Here is a 23,089-nt window from a genome sequence, read left to right on the forward strand (position 1 = left end):
TACTCGCCTTCAATCGGGACATCCAGCGCGTTGCGACTGGGTGTGGGGCGTGACGGCTTTTTGCGGTCTGGCCCTGCATTCCGGCTCGCCTGAAGCGAGGAGGGATGCGCAAGTGCGGGGAATCATACTGGGATTCAGGTGCTTTTCCCACTAAAAGCCCGCCTCAATGTTATTCCTCCAGCGTGTATGGCACTTGGGGGCGGCGGTTGAGCGTGGACCACCAAAATACCCATCCCAATATGCGTATCTGCTGCGCCTGAACTTCGCCGGCGCTGAACACTTCGTCCGCAGATTCCAGAGGGTTGTGGCTGCGCAAGCGCAGGCCATTGTTGGGCAGGCGGTAGACGTATTTGATTCGCAGCATGCCGTCCTGTTCGAGGGCATATAGTTCGCCGTCGACGATGTGGGTCAGGCTGCGGTCGATGGCGACAGTGGAGCCGTCCTGGATCTTGTGCGCCATGTGGTTGCCGATCATGGCAACACACAGGGCGTGGTCGGGGCTGACGTCCATGGCCTCCAGAACCGAGCAGCTCAATCGCACGGTACAGCCAGGAATGTGCATCACTCGGGTTCTGCCCGAGCCATCCGGGTGCAGGGCTTCGCTGTAGAAAGGCACTTCAACTTCGAGGCTGGCAGCAGGCTTGTGCTGCTCCGGCGCCAGGAAGGGCGCCATTTCGTCGTGGCTGTCGCCAAGCCCCGGATGCTTGTTTCCTTCGCCGGTACGCAACCAGCGGCTGTGGACGCACAGCAGCTCGGCGATTGGCTGCGAAGTCCGAAGCGGTTAAATGGCACTCCCGCAGGAGGGCTTTCAGGCGATCACCGGATGTATTCATGAACACAGAGTCTACGGGCAAGACTCGGCTGTTTAAATAAACTAAACGTTCAAAAAAGCGCTATAAAAACAAGAATTTTCCGAGTCTTTCGGCGAAATTTCCTACAAATCTTGGCTGGGCTTTTTAAATCCCGTAAACGGGTTGTTGCATTGCGTTTATACGGGCATAAAAAAACCCCGGCGAGCCGAGGTTTTTTTAACGGGTTGCTTAGCCTTTGTAGGCAGCAACCGATTTGGTGATTTCGGCGCGGGCGGCTTCAGCATCGCCCCAACCTTCGATCTTCACCCATTTGCCTTTTTCGAGATCTTTGTAGTTCTCGAAGAAGTGCTGGATTTGCTGAATCAGCAGAGGTGGCAGGTCGGTGTACTCTTTCACGTCAACGTACAGCTGGGACAGCTTGTCGTGAGGTACTGCAACAACTTTGGCATCGCCGCCGCCGTCGTCAGTCATGTGCAGGATGCCAACCGGGCGAGCACGGATAACCGAACCTGGAGCTACCGGGTAAGGGGTAACAACCAGCACGTCCAGCGGATCACCGTCGTCGGCCAGGGTGTTCGGGATAAAGCCGTAGTTGGCCGGGTAGAACATCGGGGTAGCCATGAAGCGGTCAACGAACAGGCAATCGCTGTCTTTGTCGATTTCATATTTGATCGGCGCGTGGTTAGCCGGAATCTCGATAGCGACGTAGATGTCATTCGGCAGGTCTTTGCCAGCCGGAATCTTGCTGTAGCTCATTGGGCGGTGCCCCCGTTAGTAGGCCAGTTTGGTTGGCCGATTTGGCCAAAAAGTGGCGGCGATTATAGGCGTATTCCTATAAGGACGTCACCCTTGGGCGATCAGTGCTGTGCGCGGTATTCGGGGTGTTCGCTTTGCAGCTGTTTGAGGCGTGCAAGCGTGTCCTGGCGATAAAACAGGCTCAGTTGTTGATAGACCAGCGGGTAAGCATGGTTCAACAGGTCTGGCGCGCTGAAAAAGTATTCGCTGGTGACCGCAAAGAACTCCGCCGGGTTTTCGGCTGCATACGGGTCGATCGGTGCGTGATCGGGGTTGTGGTGATCAAGATAGTGATTGAGGTGGTCGTAGGCCTGTTGCATGGCCTTGGTCCAGTCGCTGACGTGCATGCTGCTGTGCAATGGCGGCATGCCATTTGCGGCGCCGTTGAGCATGTCCAGTTTGTGGGCCAGTTCGTGGATGACCAGGTTGTAACCTTCCCAGCCGCCGCTCGACAGAACCCCGGGCCAGGCCAGAACCACCGGGCCATGTTCCCAGGCTTCACCGCTGTGATGGCCTTCCCATTCATGCTCTACGCCGCTGGAGTCACGATGGCGCTGGGGGCTGATGAAGTCGTCGGGGTACAGCACGATTTCGTGAAACCCCTGATACCAGTCCAGGTCGCCCAAGTTGAGCAGGGGCAATTGAGCCTGAGCGGCCAGCAGCAGCCGGCCTTCTTCAGTCAGTTCAACACCGGGCATCGGCGTCAGGTGCTTGTCTTTCAGAAACAGCACGCTGTTGTCGCGCAGCCATTTGTCCTGCTCGTCATCCAGGCCGTCGAGAATGCTCAACCGCTGGCGCACGCTGTGCCAGACATCGGATGCCACCGGGTGCTGCGCCAGAATCCGCTGGCGCCGCCATTCAGTTAGAGACCACATGGTAGGCGAGTCCCGATCAGGCTTTGGCTTTTGCCGGAGTGCGGCCCATGCGGCTGCGGATCACGCCGATAATCATCGGTACCAGCGACAGCAAGATGATGCCTACTACCAGCAGGGACAGGTTTTTCTTGATGAAAGGTACGTTGCCGAAGAAGTAACCCAGGGTCACGAGGCCGCCGACCCACAAGATGGTGCCAAACACGCTGAACATGAAGAAACGCGGGTAGAACATGCGTGCCACACCGGCAACAAACGGGGCGAAGGTACGGAAAATCGGCAGGAAGCGCGCCATCGTCACGGTTTTACCGCCATGACGTTCGTAGAAGTCGTGGGTTTTTTCCAGGTAGTCGCGACGGAAGATTTTCGAGTCCGGGTTACTGAACAAGCGTTCCCCTGCCGTTCGTCCGATCACGTAGTTGGTGCTGTCGCCCAGGATCGCAGCCAGCATCAGCAAGCCCCCGAGCAATACAGGGTCCATGCCGCCGCCTGCAGCTACAGCGCCTGCGATAAAGAGCAGCGAATCACCCGGCAGGAACGGCATGACCACCAGGCCGGTTTCGCAAAAAATCACCAGAAACAGGATGGCGTAGATCCATGGCCCGTAATTGTTCACCAGCATGTCGAGGTACACATCGAGGTGCAGGATAATGTCGATCGGGTTGAAATCCATGTAAAGCACCTGTGTTGATGACCCGGCTCTGCAGGTCTGTGCGGGTAGGGAGGCGTAGTTAACTACAACGAATGTAGTTTTTTCGTACTTTTTTAAAGAATTGGATTATACGGATTGAGATGAATTCTGCAGATTGAGTTTGTAGCGAGGCGTGTATTGATGTTCAAAACCCTGTAGTCGCTGCCGAGGAACGAAGGCTGCGAGCTGTTGTGGGCATAGGCATTCAAGGCTCGCGGCCTTCGTTCCTCGGCAGCGACTACACAGCCAAGCACAACCAAGCACAACCAAGCACAGCCAAGCAGAGCGAGTTTCAATCGCCCTTGAGCAGGAAATTTTCGCTGGGGGCGTCCACGTCCAGGGTCTGTACCTGTGCCTCATCCTTCAAGTTGACCCCCGACAATTGCCGACGGCAGGCTTCGCGCATCAAGTAGGCCAGCCGATGAGCGGCCATGCCATAGCTCAAGCCTTCGAGCCGTACATTGGATATGCAGTTGCGATACGCATCGGTCAGGCCGATCTTGGGCTCGTAGGTGAAGTACAGCCCCAGGCTGTCGGGTGAGCTCAGGCCGGGGCGTTCGCCGATCAGCATCACCACCATTCGTGCCCCCAGCAGTTCGCCAATTTCGTCGGCCACGGCCACACGGCCTTGCTCCACCAAAATGACGGGGGACAGTGACCAGCCTTCGGTCGCCGTGTGCTCTTCCATGCGCGCCAAAAACGGCAGGGTGTGGCGATGAACGGCCAGTGCCGACAAACCATCGGCGACCACCACTGCCACATCGATCCCCCCCGGGTTGGCCTGGGCGTAGTCGCGCAATTGCTGTGCGGAACCGTTGTTAAGCTTGCGCCCCAGGTCCGGTCGCTGCAGGTAGCTGTGGCGGTCAATGGCGGCGCTGTGCAGCAACAGGCTTTCGCGCCCGCGCTCGCTCAACTGCGCGCTCAAGCCCGGGTGATCAAACGGCAAATGCACCGCATCGCGGGCCTGGGCGTGAGCAAACTGAAAATCGAGCTGGGCCTGGGTCGGCATGCTGGTACCGGTGCGGCCCAGGGCAATCCGCGCCGGGGTCAGTCGGCGCAGTTCCAGCCACGGGTTTGGGCTGTCGGTCGGGGTGTTGGCCATGTCTAGCGACCTCCCAGGTGAGCCAGCGCCTGGCGAAATGCGGGGGGCAATTGATGACCGAACTCAATCCGGCCGTCAGCCTGAGTGAAAATTCCGACCTTGCTCAGCCACTGTTCAAACTCGGGTGCAGGCTTGAGTCCCAGGGTTTTGCGCGCATATAACGCATCATGGAAGGAAGTGGTCTGATAGTTGAGCATGATGTCGTCCGACCCTGGAATGCCCATGATGAAGTTGATCCCGGCCACGCCCAGCAGCGTCAGCAGGTTGTCCATATCATCCTGGTCCGCTTCGGCGTGGTTGGTGTAGCAGATGTCGCAGCCCATGGGCACACCCAGCAGCTTGCCGCAGAAGTGGTCCTCAAGACCGGCCCGGATAATCTGCTTGCCGTTGTACAGGTACTCGGGGCCGATAAAACCGACCACGGTATTGACCAGAAACGGCTTGAAATGCCGCGCAACCGCGTAGGCCCGCGTCTCGCAGGTCTGTTGATCCACGCCGAAATGGGCGTTGGCTGACAGCGCGCTGCCCTGGCCGGTTTCGAAATACATCAAGTTGTTGCCCAACGTGCCGCGATTGAGGCTTAAACCCGCTTCATAGCCTTCCTGCAGAACATTCAGGTTGATGCCGAAACTGGCGTTGGCCGCTTCGGTGCCTGCAATGGACTGAAACACCAGATCCAGCGGCACTCCGCGGTTGATCGCCTCGATTGACGTGGTGACGTGGGTCAGCACGCAAGACTGGGTGGGGATCTCATAGCGCTGGATGATCGCGTCGAGCATGTTCAGCAAGTCGCAGATCGAGGCGATGCTGTCGGTGGCCGGGTTGATGCCGATCATGGCGTCGCCGTTGCCGTACAGCAGCCCGTCAAGAATGCTGGCGGCAATTCCCGCCGGATCGTCGGTGGGATGGTTGGGCTGCAGGCGGGTCGAAAGCCGGCCGCGCAGGCCCATGGTGCCGCGAAACCGGGTAACGACCCGGATCTTTTGGGCCACCAGGATCAGGTCCTGCACGCGCATGATCTTCGATACGGCAGCGGCCATCTCGGGCGTCAGGCCCGGTGCCAGGGCACGCAGGCTGTGTTCATCGGCCGCGTCGCTGAGCAGCCAGTCGCGAAAACCGCCCACGGTCAGATGGCTCACTGCAGAGAAGGCTTGCAGGTCATGGCTGTCGATAATCAGCCGGGTGACTTCGTCGGACTCGTAAGGGATCAGCACTTCTTGCAGGAAATACGCGAGCGGGATATCAGCCAGCGCCATTTGTGCGGCGACGCGTTCGCCGTCGTTGAGTGCGGCCACGCCTGCCAGAAAATCCCCGGAACGTGCCGGACTGGCTTTGGCCATTACGTCTTTGAGGCTGTCGAAACGGTAGGTCTGGGTGCCAACCGCATGGGAGAAAGTTGCCATTCAGGGTGCTCCATGACGCCAGGCGCAGTGCGCCTGGCGGATTTCTCAGCGGTTAGTGCAGGGCTTTTTCAGCCTGTTGAATAGCCGCGAATTCCTCTTCCGGCGTACCGGCCACCAAGTGATGTCGGCTATAGAATGCGAAGTAGGCAATTAATACTCCATAGATCACCGCAGCGCCAATCACCACCCGTGGGTCTACCAGGAAACCGGCAACGACCGCGACGCAGGCGAGCACCAAAGCGATGCCTGAAGTGAAAATACCGCCCGGCGTACGATACGGGCGCTCCATTTTGGGGCGACGAATGCGCAGGGTGATGTGCGCGGCCATCATCAGCACGTAAGAAATCGTTGCACCAAACACCGCCACCAGAATCAGCAAGTCGCCCTGACCGGTCAGCGACAGGCCAAAACCGATAATGCCGGGAATGACCAAGGCCAGTACCGGGGCTTTGCTCTTGTTGGTTTCGGACAGTTTGCGCGGCAAGTAGCCTGCGCGGGACAAGGCGAAGATCTGACGCGAGTAGGCGTAAATGATCGAGAAGAAGCTGGCGATCAAACCGGCCAGGCCCACCAGGTTCACAAAGCCGCCCATCCAGGTGGAGCCGCCATACGCCTTGCTCAGTGCCTCAACCAGCGGGTTGCCCGAGGCCATCAAGCTGTTCGCGCCCGCGCCACCCGGGCCGATCACCAGGATTAGCAGGGCGAAGGTAGCCAGTACCAGCATGGCGCCGATCAGGCCGCGAGGCAGGTCACGCTTGGGGTTTTTGGTTTCTTCAGCAGCCAGCGGCACGCCTTCGACCGCGAGGAAAAACCAGATCGCGTAAGGAATCGCCGCCCAGACGCCGACATAACCGAACGGCAGGAAGGGACTGGCGCCCTTGGCTTCGGTGACCGGGATATCCAGCAGGTTGGCGACGCTGAAGTGCGGCACCATCGCGACCAGAAATACCCCCAGGGCAATGGCGGCCACGGCAGTGATGATAAACATCAGCTTGAGCGCTTCACCGACCCCGAAAATGTGGATGCCGATAAAGATGATGTAGAACGCCAGATAGATCATCCAGCCGCCAATCCCGAAGAGCGACTCGCAATAGGCGCCAATAAACACGGCAATGGCTGCGGGGGCGATGGCGTATTCGATCAGGATCGCGGTACCGGTCAGAAACCCGCCCCAAGGTCCGAAGGCGCTGCGTGCGAAGCCGTAGCCGCCGCCAGCGGTGGGGATCATCGAAGACAGTTCAGCCAGCGAAAAGCACATGCACAAGTACATGGTGGCCATCAGCAATGTGGCGATAAACATCCCGCCCCAGCCGCCTTGGGCCAGACCAAAGTTCCAGCCGGCATAGTCGCCGGAAATCACATAAGCCACGCCCAGGCCCACCAGCAGGACCCAGCCGGCAGCGCCTTTTTTCAGTTCTCGTTGTTGGAAATATTCGCTGCCGACCTTTTCAAAGTCGACAGAGGATGCCGCCGAAGCGGGAGTAGGTTCGCTAGGCATGGGGTTCACCTGTTCTTTTATAGTTTGAGAAAATATGACAGGGAGCAAAGCAAGAGCTGGGCCACAGGAGCTGACACATCCCTTGTAGTCGCTGCCGAAGGCTGCGATTGGACTGCGCAGGCTCCGGATAACGGGTTGCTGTGCAACCCTTCGCAGCCTGCGGCAGCGACTACAGGAATTGGGGGGGTTAGAAGAAGCCCAGCGGGTTGATGTCGTAGCTCACCAGCAGGTTTTTGGTCTGCTGATAGTGGTCGAGCATCATTTTGTGGGTCTCACGGCCAACGCCGGATTTTTTGTAACCACCGAACGCGGCGTGAGCCGGGTACAGGTGATAGCAGTTGGTCCACACACGACCGGCCTTGATTGCGCGGCCCATGCGGTAGGCGCGGTTGATGTCGCGGGTCCACAGGCCTGCACCCAGGCCGAACTCGGTGTCGTTGGCAATCGCCAGTGCTTCGGCTTCGTCTTTGAAGGTGGTGATGCTGACCACCGGGCCAAAGATTTCTTCCTGGAAAACACGCATTTTGTTGGTGCCCTTGAGCAGGGTCGGCTGGATGTAATAGCCGGTAGCCAGGTCGCCTTCGAGCTTGGCCACGGCACCGCCGGTCAGCAGTTGCGCGCCTTCTTTCTTGGCGATTTCAAGGTAGGAGAGGATTTTATCGAATTGCTGTTCGGACGCCTGGGCGCCGACCATGGTGTCCGTGTCCAGCGGGTCGCCACGCTTGATCGATTCGACCTTTTTCATCACCACTTTCATGAAGTCGTCGTAGATCGACTCTTGAATCAGTGCCCGGGATGGACACGTGCAGACTTCCCCCTGGTTGAAAAACGCCAGCACCAAGCCTTCAGCGGCTTTCTCAATGAAGGTTGGCTCTGCCTGCATGATGTCTTCGAAGAAGATGTTCGGCGATTTGCCGCCCAGCTCAACGGTCGACGGAATGATGTTCTCGGCAGCACATTTCATGATGTGCGAGCCCACTGGCGTAGAGCCGGTGAAGGCGATCTTGGCAATGCGCTTGCTGGTGGCCAGTGCTTCGCCCGCTTCTTTGCCGAACCCTTGCACCACGTTGAGCACGCCCGGTGGCAGCAGGTCGCCGATCAGTTCCATCAGCACGGTGATGCTCAGCGGAGTTTGTTCGGCGGGTTTGAGCACCACGCAGTTACCGGCAGCCAGTGCTGGCGCAAGCTTCCAGGCGGCCATCAGCAGCGGGAAGTTCCACGGGATGATCTGCCCGACCACACCCAGCGGCTCGTGGATGTGGTAGGCCACGGTATTGCCGTCAATTTCGGCGGCACTGCCTTCCTGGGCGCGGATGCAACCGGCGTAGTAACGGAAGTGGTCGGCGGCCAGGGGCACGTCGGCGTTCAGGGTTTCGCGCACGGCTTTGCCGTTGTCCCAGGTTTCGGTCACGGCCAGCAGTTCGAGGTTCTGTTCGATACGGTCAGCGATTTTCAGCAGTACCAGAGAGCGCGCCTGCACGGAGGTCGCGCCCCATGCATCGGCAGCGGCATGGGCGGCGTCGAGGGCTTTGTCGATGTCTTCTGCGGTCGAACGCGGGAATTCGGCGATGGCTTTGCCGTTCACAGGCGAGGTGTTAGTGAAGTACTGGCCTTTGACGGGCGCCACGAATTCGCCGCCGATGTAGTTACCGTAGCGGCTCTTGAACGAGACGATCGAGCCTTCTGTACCGGGTTGTGCGTAACGCATGGGGTGTGTCTCCTGGCTTTATTGTGCTTATGGGAGGACGCGCTGTGGCGCTGGCAGAAGCAGGAGCAAGGGCTGGGCCATATTTGTGAAAGCCTTGCAGGCCGGGGCTTTGCAGGTTTTAGTCGGTGGTTGGGGGAGGGCCGCTGTGACAGCTGTGACACAGAAGCTGTGACAATATGTACCGTTCTTGGCGCAACCGATGACCGGCGGGTCAGTTCGTGATTGCAAAGGGCTGCAGGCGAGAGGATGCTGGATGTTCGGTTTGGACTGGATCTCTGTAGTCGCTGAGGGCGAGTTGCCTCCGTCGAGCGGGAGACCACCGAGACAGAGCGGAGAACAATAAGAAATGCACAGTACCGATTTGAGCCGTCACGCACGGCAAGTGATTGATGTCACCCAGGGCCGCCCTCAAGGCTGTGACCCGTCTATCGTTCGCTCCTGGCAACGTTGCCTGGAGGACTACCATCTCGATCCCGCGCAGACCATTGCCCCGACCGTGCTTGAACAAGGGCGCATTCTCGAAGGCCGCGAGCGGTTGCAGCAGGTGCTGAAAATTGCCGGTCACGAAATGAACAGCCTGCATCAGCAGCTTTCCGGTGCCGGGCACGCAGTGTTGCTGACCGATGCCCGTGGCGTGATTCTCAACTGTGTCACCGCGCCTTCCGAACGCAAGGTGTTCGAGCAGGCCGGGTTGTGGCTGGGAGCTGACTGGAGCGAGGCGCGGGAGGGCACCAATGGTATCGGCACGTGCCTGGTGGAGCGTCAGGCGCTGACGATCCACCAGGACGAACACTTTCGCGGTCGGCACACCGGGCTGACCTGCTCGGCCAGTCCTGTGTTTGATCCGCAGGGCGAGTTGCTGGCGGTGCTGGATGTGTCTTCGGCACGGCATGAGGCTTCGCGTCAGAGCCAGTTTCATACAATGGCGCTGGTCAACCTGTCGGCCAAGATCATCGAGAACAGCTACTTCCTGGGGCATTTCGAAAACCAGTGGCTGTTGCGCTTTCACCTGCAGGCAGAGTCCGTCGGGCTGTTCAGTGAGGGCATGCTGGCGTTTGATGGTGACGGGATTATTTGCGCGGTTAACCAAAGTGCCTTGAACTTGCTGGGCCACGTACGTGGGGGGCTGCTTGGGCACGTGGTCGAAAGTGTTTTCGATTGCCAGCGTGATGAGCTTTTTTCTCGGGCCACTGCCCATGCGAGCACCAGTTGGCCGCTGCGCACCCGCGATGGTCGCCGACTGTTTGCGGCGCTGCGCGGCCAGCCGCGACAAGGGACTGCCCCGGTCGCCGTGCACGTTGAACCCGTTCGCGCGCGCCCAAGCGGGATTTGTCTGGGGGATGAGGCCCTGCAGGTCGATTTTCGCCGGGCGCTGCGGGTGTTTGAGCGGGATGTGCCGCTGCTGATCAACGGCGAAACCGGTTCCGGCAAGGAAGCCTTTGCCAAGGCCGTGCACCAGGCCAGTTTGCGCAGCAGCCAGCCTTTCGTGGCACTCAATTGCGCGTCGATTCCGGAGAGCCTGATCGAGAGCGAGCTGTTCGGTTATCGCGGCGGCAGCTTCACCGGGGCCCGCAAGGAAGGCATGCAAGGCAAATTGCAGCAGGCCGATGGCGGCACCTTGTTCCTCGACGAAATTGGCGATATGCCACTAGCGCTGCAAACCCGTCTATTAAGAGTGCTGGAGGACCGTCAGGTGGTGCCGATCGGGGGCGAACCGCTGGAGGTCAACGTGCGCATCATCAGCGCGACTCACCGTAACTTGCAGGAGCGGGTGGCCGACGGCAGTTTTCGCGAGGACTTGTACTACCGTCTCAACGGGCTGGAAGTCGGCCTGCCAGCGTTGCGCGATCGCACTGACAAGTCGCAGTTGCTGGACTTCTTGCTGGCAGAAGAGTCGGGCGGGCAACCGTTGCGGATCAGCCAGGGCGCGCGCGAGGCGCTGCTGGCGTTTGCCTGGCCGGGCAACGTGCGCCAATTGCGAAATGTGCTGCGCACCCTGGCGGCTTTGTGTGACGACGATGTGATCCAGTTCGGCGACTTGCCTGCCACTATTCGCCTGGCTCCGTCCAGGGTCCCCGAACCTTGTGAACACCCGCTTGAGGATGCCGAAAAGCAGGCCTTGTTGCTGGCGCTCGAACTGCACCGCTGGCACATGACCCATACGGCGCTGCAACTGGGGGTTAGCCGCAATACCCTTTATAGAAAGCTGCGCAAGCATGGGATTGAGCGCTGAGCAGAGCGACTTCACGTGTGTGGGAGCTGTGGTCTGCCTGGCAAACCGCGGTGATGTCATCGCGAGCAAGCCCGCTCCCACATGAATCATCAGGTGCGAAAAGAACCCCCCTGCGCTACCCTTCGCCGATGATTTACGAGGTCGACTATGCACATTCATATTCTTGGTATTTGCGGCACTTTCATGGGTTCGCTGGCGGTTCTGGCCAAAGAACTGGGCCATCACGTTACCGGCTCTGACGCTAACGTCTATCCGCCAATGAGCACCCAGCTGCAGGCTCAAGGTATCGAATTGACTCAGGGCTATGACCCGTCTCAGCTCGATCCGGCTCCGGATGTGGTGGTGATCGGCAACGCGCTGTCGCGGGGCAACCCGGCAGTGGAGTATGTGCTGAACAAAGGCCTGCCCTATGTCTCGGGCCCGCAATGGCTGGCCGACCATGTGCTGCAGGGTCGCTGGGTGTTGGCCGTGGCCGGCACCCACGGCAAAACCACCACCAGCAGCATGCTGGCCTGGGTCCTGGAACACGCGGGTATGGCGCCGGGGTTCCTGATTGGTGGCGTGCCGCAAAACTTTGCCGTGTCGGCCCGTTTGGGTGACACCCCGTTCTTTGTGGTGGAAGCCGACGAATATGACAGCGCGTTTTTCGACAAGCGTTCGAAATTCGTTCACTACCGTCCGCGCACGGCGATCCTGAACAATCTTGAGTTCGATCATGCCGACATCTTCCCGGACTTGCCGGCCATTGAGCGTCAATTCCATCATTTGGTGCGCACCATTCCGAGTGAAGGGCTGGTGATCCATCCGACCACAGAGCCTGCCTTGCAGCGTGTGATCGAGATGGGTTGCTGGACGCCGGTGCAAACCACGGGCGAGGGCGGCCAATGGCAAGCTCGCCTGCTCAGTGACGATGGTTCGCGTTTTGAGGTGCTGTTTGACGGCGTCCTGCAGGGCACCGTCGACTGGGACATGACCGGCCAGCACAACGTGGCCAATGCCTTGGCGACCTTGGCTGCTGCACGCCATGTGGGCGTTGTGCCGAGCCTGGCAATTGATGGCTTGAGTGCCTTCAAAAGCGTGAAACGCCGTATGGAAAAAGTCGCTGAAGTTAACGGTATTACCATCTACGACGACTTTGCCCACCACCCGACCGCGATTGCGACCACCCTCGACGGCCTGCGCAAGCGCATCGGTGATGCACCGCTGATTGCCGTGATTGAGCCGCGCTCCAATTCCATGAAGCTTGGTGCCCACCGTGATGGTCTGCCGCAAAGTGTGGTGCAGGCCGATCACGTGGTCTGGTACGCACCGGCCAATCTGGGATGGGATCTGGCGGCGACGGTTGCGTCGAGTCCTGTGCCGACCAAGGTGTGCGATTCGCTGGAAGCCATCATTGCCGAGGTCAAGGCTCAGGTTAAGCCGGGCGCCCATGTGGTGATCATGAGCAACGGTGGCTTCGGCGGCCTGCATGGCAAGCTGGCGGACGCGCTGCAATGAGCGGCCCGGAGCGTATAACCCTGGCCGTCACCGGCGCATCGGGCATGCAGTACGCCTTGCGCTTGCTCGACTGCCTGGTGCGAGAGGATCGCGAAGTGCACTTCCTGATCTCAAAGGCGGCGCAGTTGGTGATGGCCACTGAAACCGACGTCAGCCTGCCGGCCAAACCGCAGGCGATGCAGGCGTTCCTGACTGAATACACCGGGGCTGCTGCCGGACAGATTCGGGTGTACGGCAAGGAAGACTGGATGTCGCCGGTGGCTTCGGGGTCGGGAGCTCCGGCAGCGATGGTGGTGGTGCCCTGTTCGACCGGCACGCTGTCGGCGATTGCCACTGGCGCCTGCAATAACTTGGTGGAGCGGGCGGCCGATGTGACCCTCAAGGAGCGCCGCCAGTTGATTCTGGTGCCCCGTGAAGCGCCGTACTCCAGCATCCATCTGGAGAACATGCTCAAGCTGTCCAATATGGGCGCGGTGATCATGCCAGCGTCCCCCGGCTTTTATCATCAGCCACAGACCATCGATGATCTGGTGGATTTTGTGGTGGCGCGCATTCTCAACCTGCTCAATATCCCCCAGGACATGCTCCCGCGTTGGGGTGAACACCATGTGGGCGGCGATGAATAAGGCGCTGCTGGCCTTGCTGGTGGCGGCTCTGGTGTGTGGTTGCGCCAGCGTACGTACGCTGAACGCAGCCAAGTCGGGTGCTCCGATTGTCTATTCGGGCACCCGGCTTGACCTGTATGCGTTGCAGGGAGGGTGTTGCGCCAAGGATCGCTTTGGCGCCGATGCTCCGCGATATCCCGGGCTGGACCTGCCCGCCAGTGCGTTGCTCGACACGGTGGTGTTGCCGTTGTCAGTGCTGACCGTGCTGGGTGTCGGGTTTCAGGCCAGCGGCGGTTTGTAGCGAACGGGTTGCTGGCTATTTGCCCAGCTTGCGCAGTTCATCGGACTCAATCACCCGTATGCCGTCCTGCTCTTCCAGCGCCAGGCGCCAAAGGGCCCGGGCCAGTTGGCATGCTTCGATGCCGTGGTACTTGCCCGGAATCAGTTTGGATAATGGCCCCGCGATCTGCTCCGCCAGTCGCGGTTCAACGCGGTCGCCGAGCAACAGCGAAGGGCGTGCGATGGTCAGTTGCGGCCAGTTCTGGGCGCGTAGCGATTGCTCCATCTCGCCTTTGACCCGGTTATAGAACACCGAAGATTTGGGATCGGCGCCAATGGCACTGATCACAATCAGGTGCCGGGCGCCCATTTCCCGTGCCCGTTTGGCGAAAGCCACCACCATGTCATGGTCGACTGCGCGGAATGCCGCTTCCGAGCCAGCCTGTTTGATGGTGGTGCCCAGGCAGCAGAAGGCCACATCGACCCGCCCACTCAGCTGGGGCAGGAATACGGCTGGATCCCCTACCGGGTTTTCCAGGTGCGGATGCGCTGCCAGAGGCTTGCGCGAAGGGGCAAGCACTCGGGTGATGGTCGGTTCATTGAGCAGGCGGTCGAGCAACAGCTCACCCGTAAGGCCGGTGGCTCCTGCGAGCAGAATATGTGAAGGCGTCAAGTGCATAGTGTTTCTCCCTTGATACAACCAGCGTAGCCATTCCAGGGTTATTTGCTTACTGCAAAGCCTGTTTTGCTTGTTGCTGACGCAAGCGTTGCCAGTGGTTCAGAACGCCTTTTGGCGCCCAGATCTGCGGTTCAGAAGGTTCGTAGCCATCAGCCACCTCGCGCTCGGCGACATAGCCTTTGGCCAGCTTGAAGGCTTTTTGCAAATCGTCTGTCTGGTTCAGCGCCTGGGCAAACAAGGCATTGCCGAAGTAAGTGAAGTCGGCTTCTTCCGAGCAGCCGAAGGACACGCGATCAGCCTTGGATGCGGTCATGATCAGGGTCTTTTCATCCTTGAGTGCGGGGATAAAACCGCCCGAATAGCAGGATGAAATCACGATGATCTTGTCGCGGTTTTTCAGTGGGGCCAGTGCCGCCGCGAGGTCGTCGGCGGGCAGGTCTGCCAGCTCCAGACGGGGCTGATCCAGTACCAGTTCGTGTTCCTGGGTGCCGTGGCTGGTCAGGTAAATAAAGATCAGGTCTTCCGGCCCGGTACGTTCGGCCAGGGTAAGGGCTGCGCGGTGCAGGTTCTCGCGGGTGGCCATGGGACGATCGAGCAGGTGGTCGCGGTGGTTCACCAACGTGATCTGGCCACGGCTGCCAAAGCGGCTGGCGAGCATGTCGTTGACGTAGTCGGCTTCGCGCTTGAACACGCTTTGTTTGCCGTCGCCTGCCAGCACCAGGCTGTACAGCTCAATGGCCGGTGTTGAGGGTGCAATGCCTGCCAGTGCCTCGTTGAGCAGCGTGCCCTGGTTGAGTAGCCCCAGCTCCAGCGGATCGGGCAAGACCTTGCCATTGGCATCGCGTACCCGCTGGCCGTTGAGCCAGAAACCGCTTTGCACCGTGCCATCGGCCAGGGTCAGGGTGCCCTGGCCCTGATAGGTGTCTGCGGCAAACTCACCCACATAGCTGCTGGCGTCGGGCAGGCTCAAATGGCCGGGGCCGTTGAAGCGCCATTCGTTGAACATGCCGCGGTAATGGCTGCCGTCGATGCCGATCAGTTCGCCCTTGCCGGTCAGTGCACCGTCCTTGAATTCCCCGACCCAGACGTCACCGTCGGCATTTTCATAGCGGCCTTTGCCGTTCAGCTGGTTGTGCTTGAACGCGCCTTCGTACTGGTCGCCGTCTGCGCTGTTGAACACGCCGTTGCCTTCCAGCTCGCCATTGACGAACTGACCGGTAAATTCATTGCCGCTGGCATCGCTGCGCATCCCTTCGCCGTGGGGCTTGCCGTGGGCAAACTGGCCTTTGTACTGGCTGCCGTCTTCCAGTTCAAGCTGGCCGTTGCCGGAGAACTGGTCATCCTTGAACTCGCCGCGATAGCTCAAGCCTGCCTCTTTGCGAGTGCCTTCACCCTCGCGCCGCCCCTGCTTGAACCCGCCTACATAGGTGCTGTCGTGAGCGGTCAGGCTACCCTGGCCGCTAAACAGCCCTTGTTCAAAGCCGCCGCGATACACATCGCCATTGCTGGCGTGCCATTCGCCCTGGCCTTGCCACAGGCCATTTTTGAAATCCCCTGCGTACCAACTGCCGTTCGGGTAGTCGATGCGGCCCTGGCCTTGCAGCAACCCGTTGACCACTTCGCCACGATAACGCCCGCCATCGGGCAGGCGTGCGTCTGGCGGTAACAGTGATTCACCGTCACCGCAGGCCGTCAGCAGCAGGGTCAAAGCAAGGGGGGCAAATGGGCGCATAGCGGGATCCGGATAATTAAGCCACCGAGTATGCCGTAGCAATGGGGACTGTCTATAGGTCCGGATGAAACATCGACAGTTATTGCATGCCAGGGTGCAAGCCAGGGCCGTTGGTCGGCGGGACGTGCTTATAATGCGGCACAAAAAAAATCGCTGGAGAGGTGAGATGTTGTTACGCGGCTTGACTTGGCTGGTGCTGTTTCAATTGCTGGGCACTGCGCTCAATCACTTGTTCGTCCCTGTGTTGCCCGGTCCCATTATTGGGCTTGTGCTGTTGCTGGGCTTTTTGATGGTGCGGGGTCAGGTCGGCGAGCCATTGAGCGAGGCGGCCAGCAGTCTGTTGCGTTATCTACCCTTGTTGCTGGTGCCACCCGCGGTGGGCGTCATGGTGTATGCCGCCGATATTGCCGCTGACTTTTGGGCCATCGTCGGTGCGCTGGTGCTGTCGCTGTTGATCTCGATGGGGTTTGTGGGGGTGCTGATGCAGCGCCTGCTCAAGCGTCACAGCCACCCCGAGGAGCGGCCATGAGTGTTCAATGGCAAGGCGCCTGGGAGTCAGTCATCCACCATCCACTGTTTGGCATTGGCATCACCTTGGGTGCCTATCAACTGGTACTTGCCGCCTACGAAAAAACCCGCTGGCTCTTCCTGCAGCCCGTACTGGCGTCGATGCTGCTGGTGATCGGTGTATTGCTCAGTTGCGGCTTGAGCTATGCCGAGTACCGCAAAAGCACGGACATCCTGAGTATCTTGCTGGGGCCTGCGACGGTGGCGCTGGCGGTGCCGTTGTATTTGAACCTGCGGCGAATTCGTCAATTGTTCTGGCCCATTTTTACTACGCTGATGATTGGCGGTGTGTTCGCCACCGGGCTGGTGGTGGGGCTGGCCTGGTGGTTCGGGGCCGAACACATGATGCTGATGACCCTTGCGCCCAAATCGGTCACCTCGCCGATTGCCATGCTGGTGGCTGAACAGATTGGCGGTGTCGCCGCGCTGGCAGCAGTGTTTGTATTGATTACAGGGGTGATAGGCGCAATTTGCGGGCCGGCCCTGCTACAGCTTTTGGGGGTTCATAGCCCGGAGGCCCGTGGCATGGCGCTGGGCATGACGGCGCATGCAGTCGGCACGTCGGTGGCGTTGCAGGAGAGTGAAGAATGCGGCGCTTTTGCGGCGTTGGCGATGAGTCTGATGGGCGTTGCCACGGCAGTCTTCTTGCCGTTGGCCGTGACCCTCGTGGTGTAAGGGTGAGTGTATGACGTTGCCGCTGTTTCCTTTGAAGACGGTGCTGTTTCCGGGTTGTGTACTGGATTTGCAGATTTTTGAAGCGCGCTATCTGGACATGATTGCCCGCTGCATGAAGCAGGGCACGGGCTTTGGCGTGGTGTGCATCCTTGAGGGGCGAGAAGTCGGTGATGCGCCCCAGGACATCGCCGGGATCGGCTGCGAAGCGCTGATCCGCGACTTTCAGCAGCAGGACAATGGGCTGCTGGGGATTCGGGTTGAAGGCGGGCGTCGCTTTGAGGTGCTGAGCACTGAGTTGCAGCGCGACCAGTTGCTGGTAGCACAGGTCGAGTGGCTGAGCGAGATCCCCGAGCAACCGCTTCAGGACGAGGATCTGGATCTGCTGGCCTTGCTCAGGGCGCTGGCCGAGCACCCGATGGTCGCCGCTTTGAACATGAATACCGAAGTGGCCGGGCAGCAGTCATTGGCCAATCAACTGGCGTACCTGTTGCCTTTTGCCGAAGCGGACAAGATCGAACTGCTGCAGGTCGATGACCCGCAGCAGCGTCTGGACGGGATTCAAGTGTTGCTTGATGAGATCCAGGGCGAGGCGTTCAATTTATAGAGCACCTCGCGGGCGTCATGCCGTGCTCGGTTCAATAGGCGTAGCGCAGCAGCTCTTTGGACAGGTGGGCCAGCATGAAAAAGCCGTAGAGCGCAGTCACCGATGGCAAGATCAGCCACCAGATTTTCTGAGGCACGGGCTCAAGCGGCATGAATCGCTGACTCAACGCCAGGGCAAGTGCGTTGACGGTGATGGCGAGCAGGGCGCCTGCGGTGATATCGGTTGGCCAGTGAGCCCCCAGGTACACCCGCGACATCGCCACGGTAATTGCCAGCAAACACCCCAGTAGTACCCAGGTGACGCGCATGCGCTGGGGCTGATTGCGTCCGGCCAGAATCGCCAGGGCTACAAAAAACGCAAATGCCCCCGAACTGTGGCCGCTGGGCATGCTGTAGCTGGTCAACGGGTCGACCAGTACTTCGGGGCGCACCCGGGCGAAAAAGTGTTTGGTCGCTGCATTGGCCAAGGCCGTAAACAGCGTGACCCCGCCAAAGAACCACATCGCCCGCCATTGCCTTGCAAACAGCAGAATGACGCACACCAGCGCCGCCGCTAAAAACTGCGTGCGGAAGTTGCCGATTTGCGTCACCAGTACCGCCGCGGTGTCCATGGCGCTGCTACGGTGCTCTTGTACCAGCGCAGTGATGCCCTGGTCGAAAGCGGTCATGTTCGGGTAGCCAATGAAAACGGCCAGCAGCAGGGTCAGGCTTAACGCACCGATCAGGAGTGTGGCCCTGGGTTGGCGGCGGATGCTGGCATTGATGCTCAGGCCCAGCAGGGCAACCAGCCCCACAGCAACGATGGCTGCCTGAGGCCAAAAGCCCTCGGGCAGCGGCAGGCGAATGGCTGCGCCGGTTGCCCAGCCTGGCAGCAGATACGCAACCGCCCAGCCTGCACCCGCCAGCAGGCTGACGCCGATGAATCGAGGCAGCGGCATGTCGCACATCCCGGCCACCATCGGCAACATGGGGCGCAATGGGCCGATAAAACGACCAATCAACAGGCTGACAATGCCATAGCGATGGAAATAGCTCTCGGCACCGTTCATCCACTCAGGGTGGGTGCGCAAGAGTGGCAAGCGTCGAATGTTCTGGTGGAAGCGTCTGCCCAAGGCGTAAGACACCGCGTCACCCAGTAGCCCACCGAGAAATCCCAACAGCAACGTTTGGCCCAGTGACAGGGCGCCGCTGCCAGCCATCACGGCAATGGCGAACAACAGCACGGTGCCGGGAACGATGATCCCGGCAATCGCCAGGCACTCCACGCACGCCACAATAAACACCGCAAGGCCCAGCCACTGCGGGTTGGCTGTCAGCCAGCCGGTTACGCTCTCGAGCCACGGGCCCATGTTTCAATTTCCTTATTCGCTTTCAGGTTTCTTGTGGGAGCAGCAGTCTTGAAGCGGGCTCGGGTCAATGTGTGAACCCGTGTAGAGCCGGTGGGAGCCGGGCTTGCCCGCTCCCGCAACAGGGGTTACGGGTTTTGCACAATCACATAATCCTGTCCTTCGACCTGACCGCGGCGCAGGGGGTTTCGGGTGCAATGCCCGGCGTAGTCAGCGTCAACAAAGCGGTACATCAAATGCTCGTCCCGTCCGTGGGGTATGCCCAGGCGAGTGGTCTGGATGATCCGCGAAGGTTTTTCTCTGACGTCATCGACCCATAAACGTTCGGGGTCGAAACATTTTGCATCCCATACGGGGACTTTGAGGCCCAGTGCTTTGCACAGCAGGGTTTGCCCGGCGCAGAGTTTCTGCTCGGGGCGCGGGTTGCCTTGGGCATCGGGGTTGTTGAGTTGCATCTGCGCCAGGCTGTCCGGGCCCGACAGTTCATCCAGCCACGGGAAAGCCGATTTGATCAGTACCGCGTTGCCGGGGCCGTGGGCGCTAAAGTTCAGAGAATCGCCGCCACGGGCGTAATACATATAGATGTGCCCGCCATCCAGAAACAGCGCCTTGCGTTTCTCGGTGTACCCCAGCGAAGCGTGGCTGCCCTTGTCGGCCATGTAATAGGCTTCGGTTTCGATAATCCGTGCACTGAGCCACAGGCCGTTGACCCGATGGCGGATGACTTTGCCCAGCAGTTCACGAGCCAGAAGCTGGGCGTCGCGGTCGAAAAAGGCATCAGGCAGCATCATGGGCATTTTCAGGGCGGTCAGTGGATAGCTGAAAAGGGGCAGATAATAGCAAGTCATGCTTAATCGGGGCTGAACGCCGTGTATTTGTAGTCCATTTCGACCATCCGCCTGCCACCGCTGTGCGTAAGGCGGTTGGACCGCTATAATCGGCCGCTTTCCTCCCTGCCAAGACCCTTGAGACCATGACTGAGTCCGTTCTTGACTACATGACCCGACTGGGTCGCGCTGCTCGCGAAGCTTCCCGCGTGATTGGCCGTGCCAGCACTGCGCAGAAAAACCGTGCCTTGCACGGCGCTGCCGCTGCACTGGATGCCGCTCGCCTGGAACTTGTTGCCGCCAACGAACTGGACCTGGCCGCTGGCCGGGCCAACGGCCTTGAGCCGGCCATGCTGGAGCGCCTGGCGCTGACCCCTGCACGCATCGACAGCATGATTGTCGGCTTGCGTCAGGTGGCCAGCCTGCCAGACCCCATTGGCGCGATCCGCGACATGAGCTACCGCCCCTCGGGTATTCAGGTAGGCAAGATGCGCGTGCCGCTGGGTGTAGTCGGAATCATCTATGAGTCGCGTCCGAACGTGACCATTGATGCCGCCAGTCTGTGCCTGAAGTCAGGCAATGCGACGATCTTGCGCGGTGGTTCCGAAGCCATTCACTCCAACCGTGCCATTGCGGTCTGCATTCAGCGAGGGCTGGCCGAGGCCGGTCTGCCGCCAGCCGTGGTGCAAGTGGTTGAAGTGACCGACCGCGCCGCAGTGGGCGCATTGATCACCATGCCCGAGTACGTTGACGTGATCGTGCCACGGGGTGGCAAAGGCCTGATCGAGCGTGTCAGCCGTGACGCCAGGGTGCCGGTGATCAAGCATCTGGACGGGATTTGCCATGTGTACGTCAGTGCCCATGCTGATCTGGAGAAGGCCCGACGCATTGCGTTCAACGCCAAAACCTACCGTTATGGCATTTGCGGGGCGATGGAAACCCTGCTGGTGGATCAGGCGGTGGCTGCTGATTTTCTGCCGGCAATGGCTGAACAATTTCGCGCCAAGGGCGTCGAACTGCGCGGTTGCGAACGCACCCAGGCGCTGATCGACGTGGTGGCGGCGACTGAAGATGACTGGAACACCGAGTACCTGGACGCGATTTTGTCGATTCGTGTTGTCGACGGGCTTGATCAGACGATTGAACACATCAATCACTACGGCTCCCACCACACCGACTCGATCGTGACCGAACATCAGGGCGAAGCCCGGCGTTTTATGGCCGAAGTGGACTCCAGTTCCGTGATGCTCAACACACCAACCTGCTTTGCCGATGGATTTGAATACGGATTGGGTGCGGAGATTGGCATTTCTACTGATAAGCTGCACGCCCGCGGACCGGTCGGTCTCGAAGGTCTGACCTGCGAGAAGTACATTGTGGTCGGTGATGGCCAGTTGCGCGGTCAGGAGCCGGTCTGACTTGGTCGCTCTTAAAGCGTCAGGGCCGGCACCGAAAATCGAAGCGTTACCCCTGCGCATAGGCGTGCTGGGTGGAACCTTCGATCCGGTGCATATCGGGCATTTGCGTGGCGGACTTGAAGTGGCTGAAATGATGGAGCTCGACGAGCTTCGTCTGACACCCAATGCCAGGCCTCCTCACCGCGATACGCCCCAGGTGTCGGCTCATGACCGTTTGGCGATGGTCGAGTGTGCTGTCGCAGGAGTGGCTACGCTGGTAGTGGACGCCCGGGAGCTGCAGCGGGACAAACCGTCCTACACGATCGATACGCTGGAACTGATGCGGGCCGAGTTGGCCGCGCACGACCAGTTGTTTTTACTGTTGGGTTGGGACGCTTTTTGCGGCCTGCCCACGTGGCATCGCTGGGAAGAGTTGCTCCAGCATTGCCATATCCTGGTGCTACAGCGCCCGGATGCCGACAGCGAACCGCCGGATGCCTTGCGCAACCTGCTGGCAGCGCGCTCGGTAAGCGACCCGCTGGCCCTGAAGGGGGCAAGCGGACAGATTGCATTCGTTTGGCAGACGCCGCTCGCGGTATCCGCCACCCAGATCCGTCAACTGCTGGCCAGCGGTAAGTCGGTACGTTACCTGGTGCCCGACGCGGTCCTGGCCTACATCGATGCGCACGGGCTTTACCGTGCGTCGAACTAAAAAGGGCGTGTTTCAAGGCGCGAATTGACGTGTATTGAAACACCCGAACATACGAGCAAAACGAGTTTTATATGACTGACAAAGATGTAAGCAAAGTAAAGCGCAAAGGCACGTTCAAAAGCGCCCCTCTGCCAGAAAAAACCTTCACCAACGAGCCGCTCAAGGGCGAAGAGCTGGTCAAGGTAGCGGTTAGCGCTCTGGAAGACGTCAAGGCCCAGGACATTCAGGTCATCGACGTTCGTGACAAGCACAGCATCACTGACTTCATGATCATCGCTACCGGTACTTCGAACCGTCAGATCGGCGCGATGCTCGACAAGATTCGTGAAGCGGTCAAGGCTCTGGGCGTCAAGCCTTTGGGCGAAGAAGGCAAGGGCGACAGCGACTGGGTTCTGCTGGACATGGACGACGTGATCGTTCACATGATGACCGCCAGTGCCCGTCAGTTCTACGACCTGGAGCGTCTGTGGGCCGGTGCTGAACAAAGCCGTGCTGGCAGTGCTGCTCACCACAGCCCGGAAAACACCCATGAGCACTTCCTGAAGCTCAACAAAGACCAAGAGTAAGGGTTCGCTGTGCGCCTGCGTTTGATCGCTGTCGGTTCACGTATGCCTAAATGGGTGGAAGAAGGCTGGCATGAATATGCCAAGCGTCTGCCATCCGAGCTGGCCCTTGAACTGGTGGAAATACCGCTCAATACCCGTGGCAAGAATGCCGACGTGGCTCGATTCATCCGACAGGAAGGCGAGGCCATGCTGGCCAAAGTCGGCCCCGGTGAGCGGATCGTAACCCTGGAAGTGCACGGCAAACCGTGGAGTACCGAGCAGCTGGCGGTTGAACTCGACCGCTGGCGCCTGGATTCGCGCACGGTGAACTTTATGGTCGGTGGCCCGGAAGGGCTGGCGCCGGAAGTCTGCGCCCGCGCTGACCAGCGCTGGTCGCTGTCGCCATTGACGTTGCCGCACCCGTTGGTAAGGATTCTGATCGGTGAGCAGTTGTATCGCGCCTGGACAGTGTTGTCCGGGCACCCGTATCACAAATAGCTCAGCGCCCTGA

Annotated in this window: 22 protein-coding genes and 1 pseudogene; 11 read left to right on the forward strand and 12 right to left on the reverse strand. The window is 59.8% G+C overall.

Annotation, left to right across the window (positions count from 1 at the left end):
• Nucleotides 1–169 precede the first annotated feature (169 nt).
• From V6P94_RS06065 to V6P94_RS06100, 8 genes and pseudogenes are all read right to left on the reverse strand, one after another.
• Nucleotides 170–833, reverse strand: a pseudogene (locus tag V6P94_RS06065) (helix-turn-helix transcriptional regulator).
• A 207-nt stretch (nt 834–1,040) separates the two neighbouring features.
• Nucleotides 1,041–1,568, reverse strand: a complete 528-nt coding sequence (gene ppa, locus V6P94_RS06070) for an inorganic diphosphatase (protein WP_016779241.1) — start codon at nt 1,566–1,568, stop codon at nt 1,041–1,043.
• Nucleotides 1,569–1,669: 101 nt separating this feature from the next.
• On the reverse strand, nt 1,670–2,482 hold the full coding sequence (locus tag V6P94_RS06075) for a zinc-dependent peptidase (protein ID WP_133077041.1): 813 nt from the start codon (nt 2,480–2,482) through the stop codon (nt 1,670–1,672).
• Nucleotides 2,483–2,498: 16 nt separating this feature from the next.
• Complete coding sequence (locus V6P94_RS06080; protein WP_133077040.1) at nt 2,499–3,152, reverse strand: DedA family protein; 654 nt, start codon at nt 3,150–3,152, stop codon at nt 2,499–2,501.
• A 310-nt stretch (nt 3,153–3,462) separates the two neighbouring features.
• A complete protein-coding gene (gene eutC, locus V6P94_RS06085; RefSeq protein WP_338649108.1) occupies nt 3,463–4,272 on the reverse strand; it encodes an ethanolamine ammonia-lyase subunit EutC in 810 nt (269 codons plus the stop codon).
• 2 nt (nt 4,273–4,274) lie between these two features.
• Entirely contained in the window at nt 4,275–5,675 is a 1,401-nt protein-coding gene (locus V6P94_RS06090; RefSeq protein ID WP_133077038.1) for an ethanolamine ammonia-lyase subunit EutB, read from the reverse strand.
• Between the two features lie 52 nt (nt 5,676–5,727).
• Nucleotides 5,728–7,173 carry an ethanolamine permease gene (eat, locus tag V6P94_RS06095; RefSeq protein WP_326398556.1) on the reverse strand — a complete coding sequence of 482 codons (1,446 nt, stop codon included), beginning with the start codon at nt 7,171–7,173 and terminating at the stop codon, nt 5,728–5,730.
• A 187-nt stretch (nt 7,174–7,360) separates the two neighbouring features.
• Nucleotides 7,361–8,881, reverse strand: a complete 1,521-nt coding sequence (locus V6P94_RS06100) for an aldehyde dehydrogenase family protein (protein ID WP_133077036.1) — start codon at nt 8,879–8,881, stop codon at nt 7,361–7,363.
• 346 nt (nt 8,882–9,227) lie between these two features.
• On the opposite strand from V6P94_RS06100, the gene V6P94_RS06105 reads away from it, so the two are divergent.
• From V6P94_RS06105 to V6P94_RS06120, 4 genes are all read left to right on the forward strand, one after another.
• Nucleotides 9,228–11,114 (forward strand): sigma 54-interacting transcriptional regulator, encoded by a 1,887-nt coding sequence (locus tag V6P94_RS06105; RefSeq protein ID WP_133077035.1) that lies wholly within the window; start codon nt 9,228–9,230, stop codon nt 11,112–11,114.
• 147 nt (nt 11,115–11,261) lie between these two features.
• Nucleotides 11,262–12,611 carry a UDP-N-acetylmuramate:L-alanyl-gamma-D-glutamyl-meso-diaminopimelate ligase gene (gene mpl, locus V6P94_RS06110; protein WP_133077034.1) on the forward strand — a complete coding sequence of 450 codons (1,350 nt, stop codon included), beginning with the start codon at nt 11,262–11,264 and terminating at the stop codon, nt 12,609–12,611.
• A complete protein-coding gene (gene ubiX / locus V6P94_RS06115; RefSeq protein ID WP_133077033.1) occupies nt 12,608–13,237 on the forward strand; it encodes a flavin prenyltransferase UbiX in 630 nt (209 codons plus the stop codon). Before mpl ends, ubiX begins: the two co-directional genes overlap by 4 nt.
• Complete coding sequence (locus V6P94_RS06120; protein ID WP_338649112.1) at nt 13,230–13,517, forward strand: YceK/YidQ family lipoprotein; 288 nt, start codon at nt 13,230–13,232, stop codon at nt 13,515–13,517. The genes ubiX and V6P94_RS06120 overlap by 8 nt, the downstream gene beginning before the upstream one ends.
• Before the next feature lie 15 nt (nt 13,518–13,532).
• Here V6P94_RS06120 and V6P94_RS06125 read toward each other — a convergent pair whose 3' ends face one another.
• Entirely contained in the window at nt 13,533–14,174 is a 642-nt protein-coding gene (locus V6P94_RS06125) for an oxidoreductase (RefSeq protein ID WP_133077031.1), read from the reverse strand.
• Nucleotides 14,175–14,223: 49 nt separating this feature from the next.
• Nucleotides 14,224–15,906 carry a C13 family peptidase gene (locus V6P94_RS06130; RefSeq protein ID WP_133077030.1) on the reverse strand — a complete coding sequence of 561 codons (1,683 nt, stop codon included), beginning with the start codon at nt 15,904–15,906 and terminating at the stop codon, nt 14,224–14,226.
• A 166-nt stretch (nt 15,907–16,072) separates the two neighbouring features.
• Between V6P94_RS06130 and V6P94_RS06135 the strand changes: the two genes are divergently transcribed.
• Genes V6P94_RS06135 through V6P94_RS06145 form a run of 3 tightly spaced genes read left to right on the forward strand, consistent with a single transcriptional unit; the run spans nt 16,073 to nt 17,752 of the window.
• Nucleotides 16,073–16,435, forward strand: a complete 363-nt coding sequence (locus V6P94_RS06135) for a CidA/LrgA family protein (protein ID WP_133077029.1) — start codon at nt 16,073–16,075, stop codon at nt 16,433–16,435.
• Nucleotides 16,432–17,148, forward strand: a complete 717-nt coding sequence (locus V6P94_RS06140; RefSeq protein WP_133077028.1) for an LrgB family protein — start codon at nt 16,432–16,434, stop codon at nt 17,146–17,148. The genes V6P94_RS06135 and V6P94_RS06140 overlap by 4 nt, the downstream gene beginning before the upstream one ends.
• A gap of 10 nt (nt 17,149–17,158) precedes the next feature.
• Nucleotides 17,159–17,752: an LON peptidase substrate-binding domain-containing protein gene (locus V6P94_RS06145; RefSeq protein ID WP_133077027.1), complete on the forward strand. Its 594-nt coding sequence runs from the start codon at nt 17,159–17,161 to the stop codon at nt 17,750–17,752.
• A 31-nt stretch (nt 17,753–17,783) separates the two neighbouring features.
• Here the strand turns inward: V6P94_RS06145 and V6P94_RS06150 are convergent, their stop codons facing one another.
• Together V6P94_RS06150 and V6P94_RS06155 are read right to left on the reverse strand one after the other, a co-directional pair.
• Nucleotides 17,784–19,100 carry a bifunctional DedA family/phosphatase PAP2 family protein gene (locus V6P94_RS06150; RefSeq protein ID WP_338649116.1) on the reverse strand — a complete coding sequence of 439 codons (1,317 nt, stop codon included), beginning with the start codon at nt 19,098–19,100 and terminating at the stop codon, nt 17,784–17,786.
• Nucleotides 19,101–19,225: 125 nt separating this feature from the next.
• Nucleotides 19,226–19,894 (reverse strand): DNA-3-methyladenine glycosylase, encoded by a 669-nt coding sequence (locus V6P94_RS06155; protein WP_133077086.1) that lies wholly within the window; start codon nt 19,892–19,894, stop codon nt 19,226–19,228.
• A 176-nt stretch (nt 19,895–20,070) separates the two neighbouring features.
• Between V6P94_RS06155 and V6P94_RS06160 the strand changes: the two genes are divergently transcribed.
• The 4 genes from V6P94_RS06160 to rlmH all read left to right on the forward strand — a co-directional run bounded on the left by V6P94_RS06160 (nt 20,071) and on the right by rlmH (nt 23,076).
• Nucleotides 20,071–21,342 carry a glutamate-5-semialdehyde dehydrogenase gene (locus tag V6P94_RS06160; protein WP_133077025.1) on the forward strand — a complete coding sequence of 424 codons (1,272 nt, stop codon included), beginning with the start codon at nt 20,071–20,073 and terminating at the stop codon, nt 21,340–21,342.
• Nucleotides 21,311–22,033 (forward strand): nicotinate-nucleotide adenylyltransferase, encoded by a 723-nt coding sequence (nadD, locus tag V6P94_RS06165; RefSeq protein ID WP_257623002.1) that lies wholly within the window; start codon nt 21,311–21,313, stop codon nt 22,031–22,033. The genes V6P94_RS06160 and nadD overlap by 32 nt, the downstream gene beginning before the upstream one ends.
• Before the next feature lie 71 nt (nt 22,034–22,104).
• Complete coding sequence (gene rsfS, locus V6P94_RS06170; protein ID WP_219262635.1) at nt 22,105–22,599, forward strand: ribosome silencing factor; 495 nt, start codon at nt 22,105–22,107, stop codon at nt 22,597–22,599.
• A gap of 9 nt (nt 22,600–22,608) precedes the next feature.
• Complete coding sequence (gene rlmH / locus V6P94_RS06175) at nt 22,609–23,076, forward strand: 23S rRNA (pseudouridine(1915)-N(3))-methyltransferase RlmH (RefSeq protein ID WP_003444191.1); 468 nt, start codon at nt 22,609–22,611, stop codon at nt 23,074–23,076.
• The last annotated feature ends 13 nt before the right edge of the window (nt 23,077–23,089 follow it).

Origin of the sequence: Pseudomonas sp. ML2-2023-3, from assembly GCF_037055275.1 — a bacterium.
Classification (GTDB): domain Bacteria; phylum Pseudomonadota; class Gammaproteobacteria; order Pseudomonadales; family Pseudomonadaceae; genus Aquipseudomonas.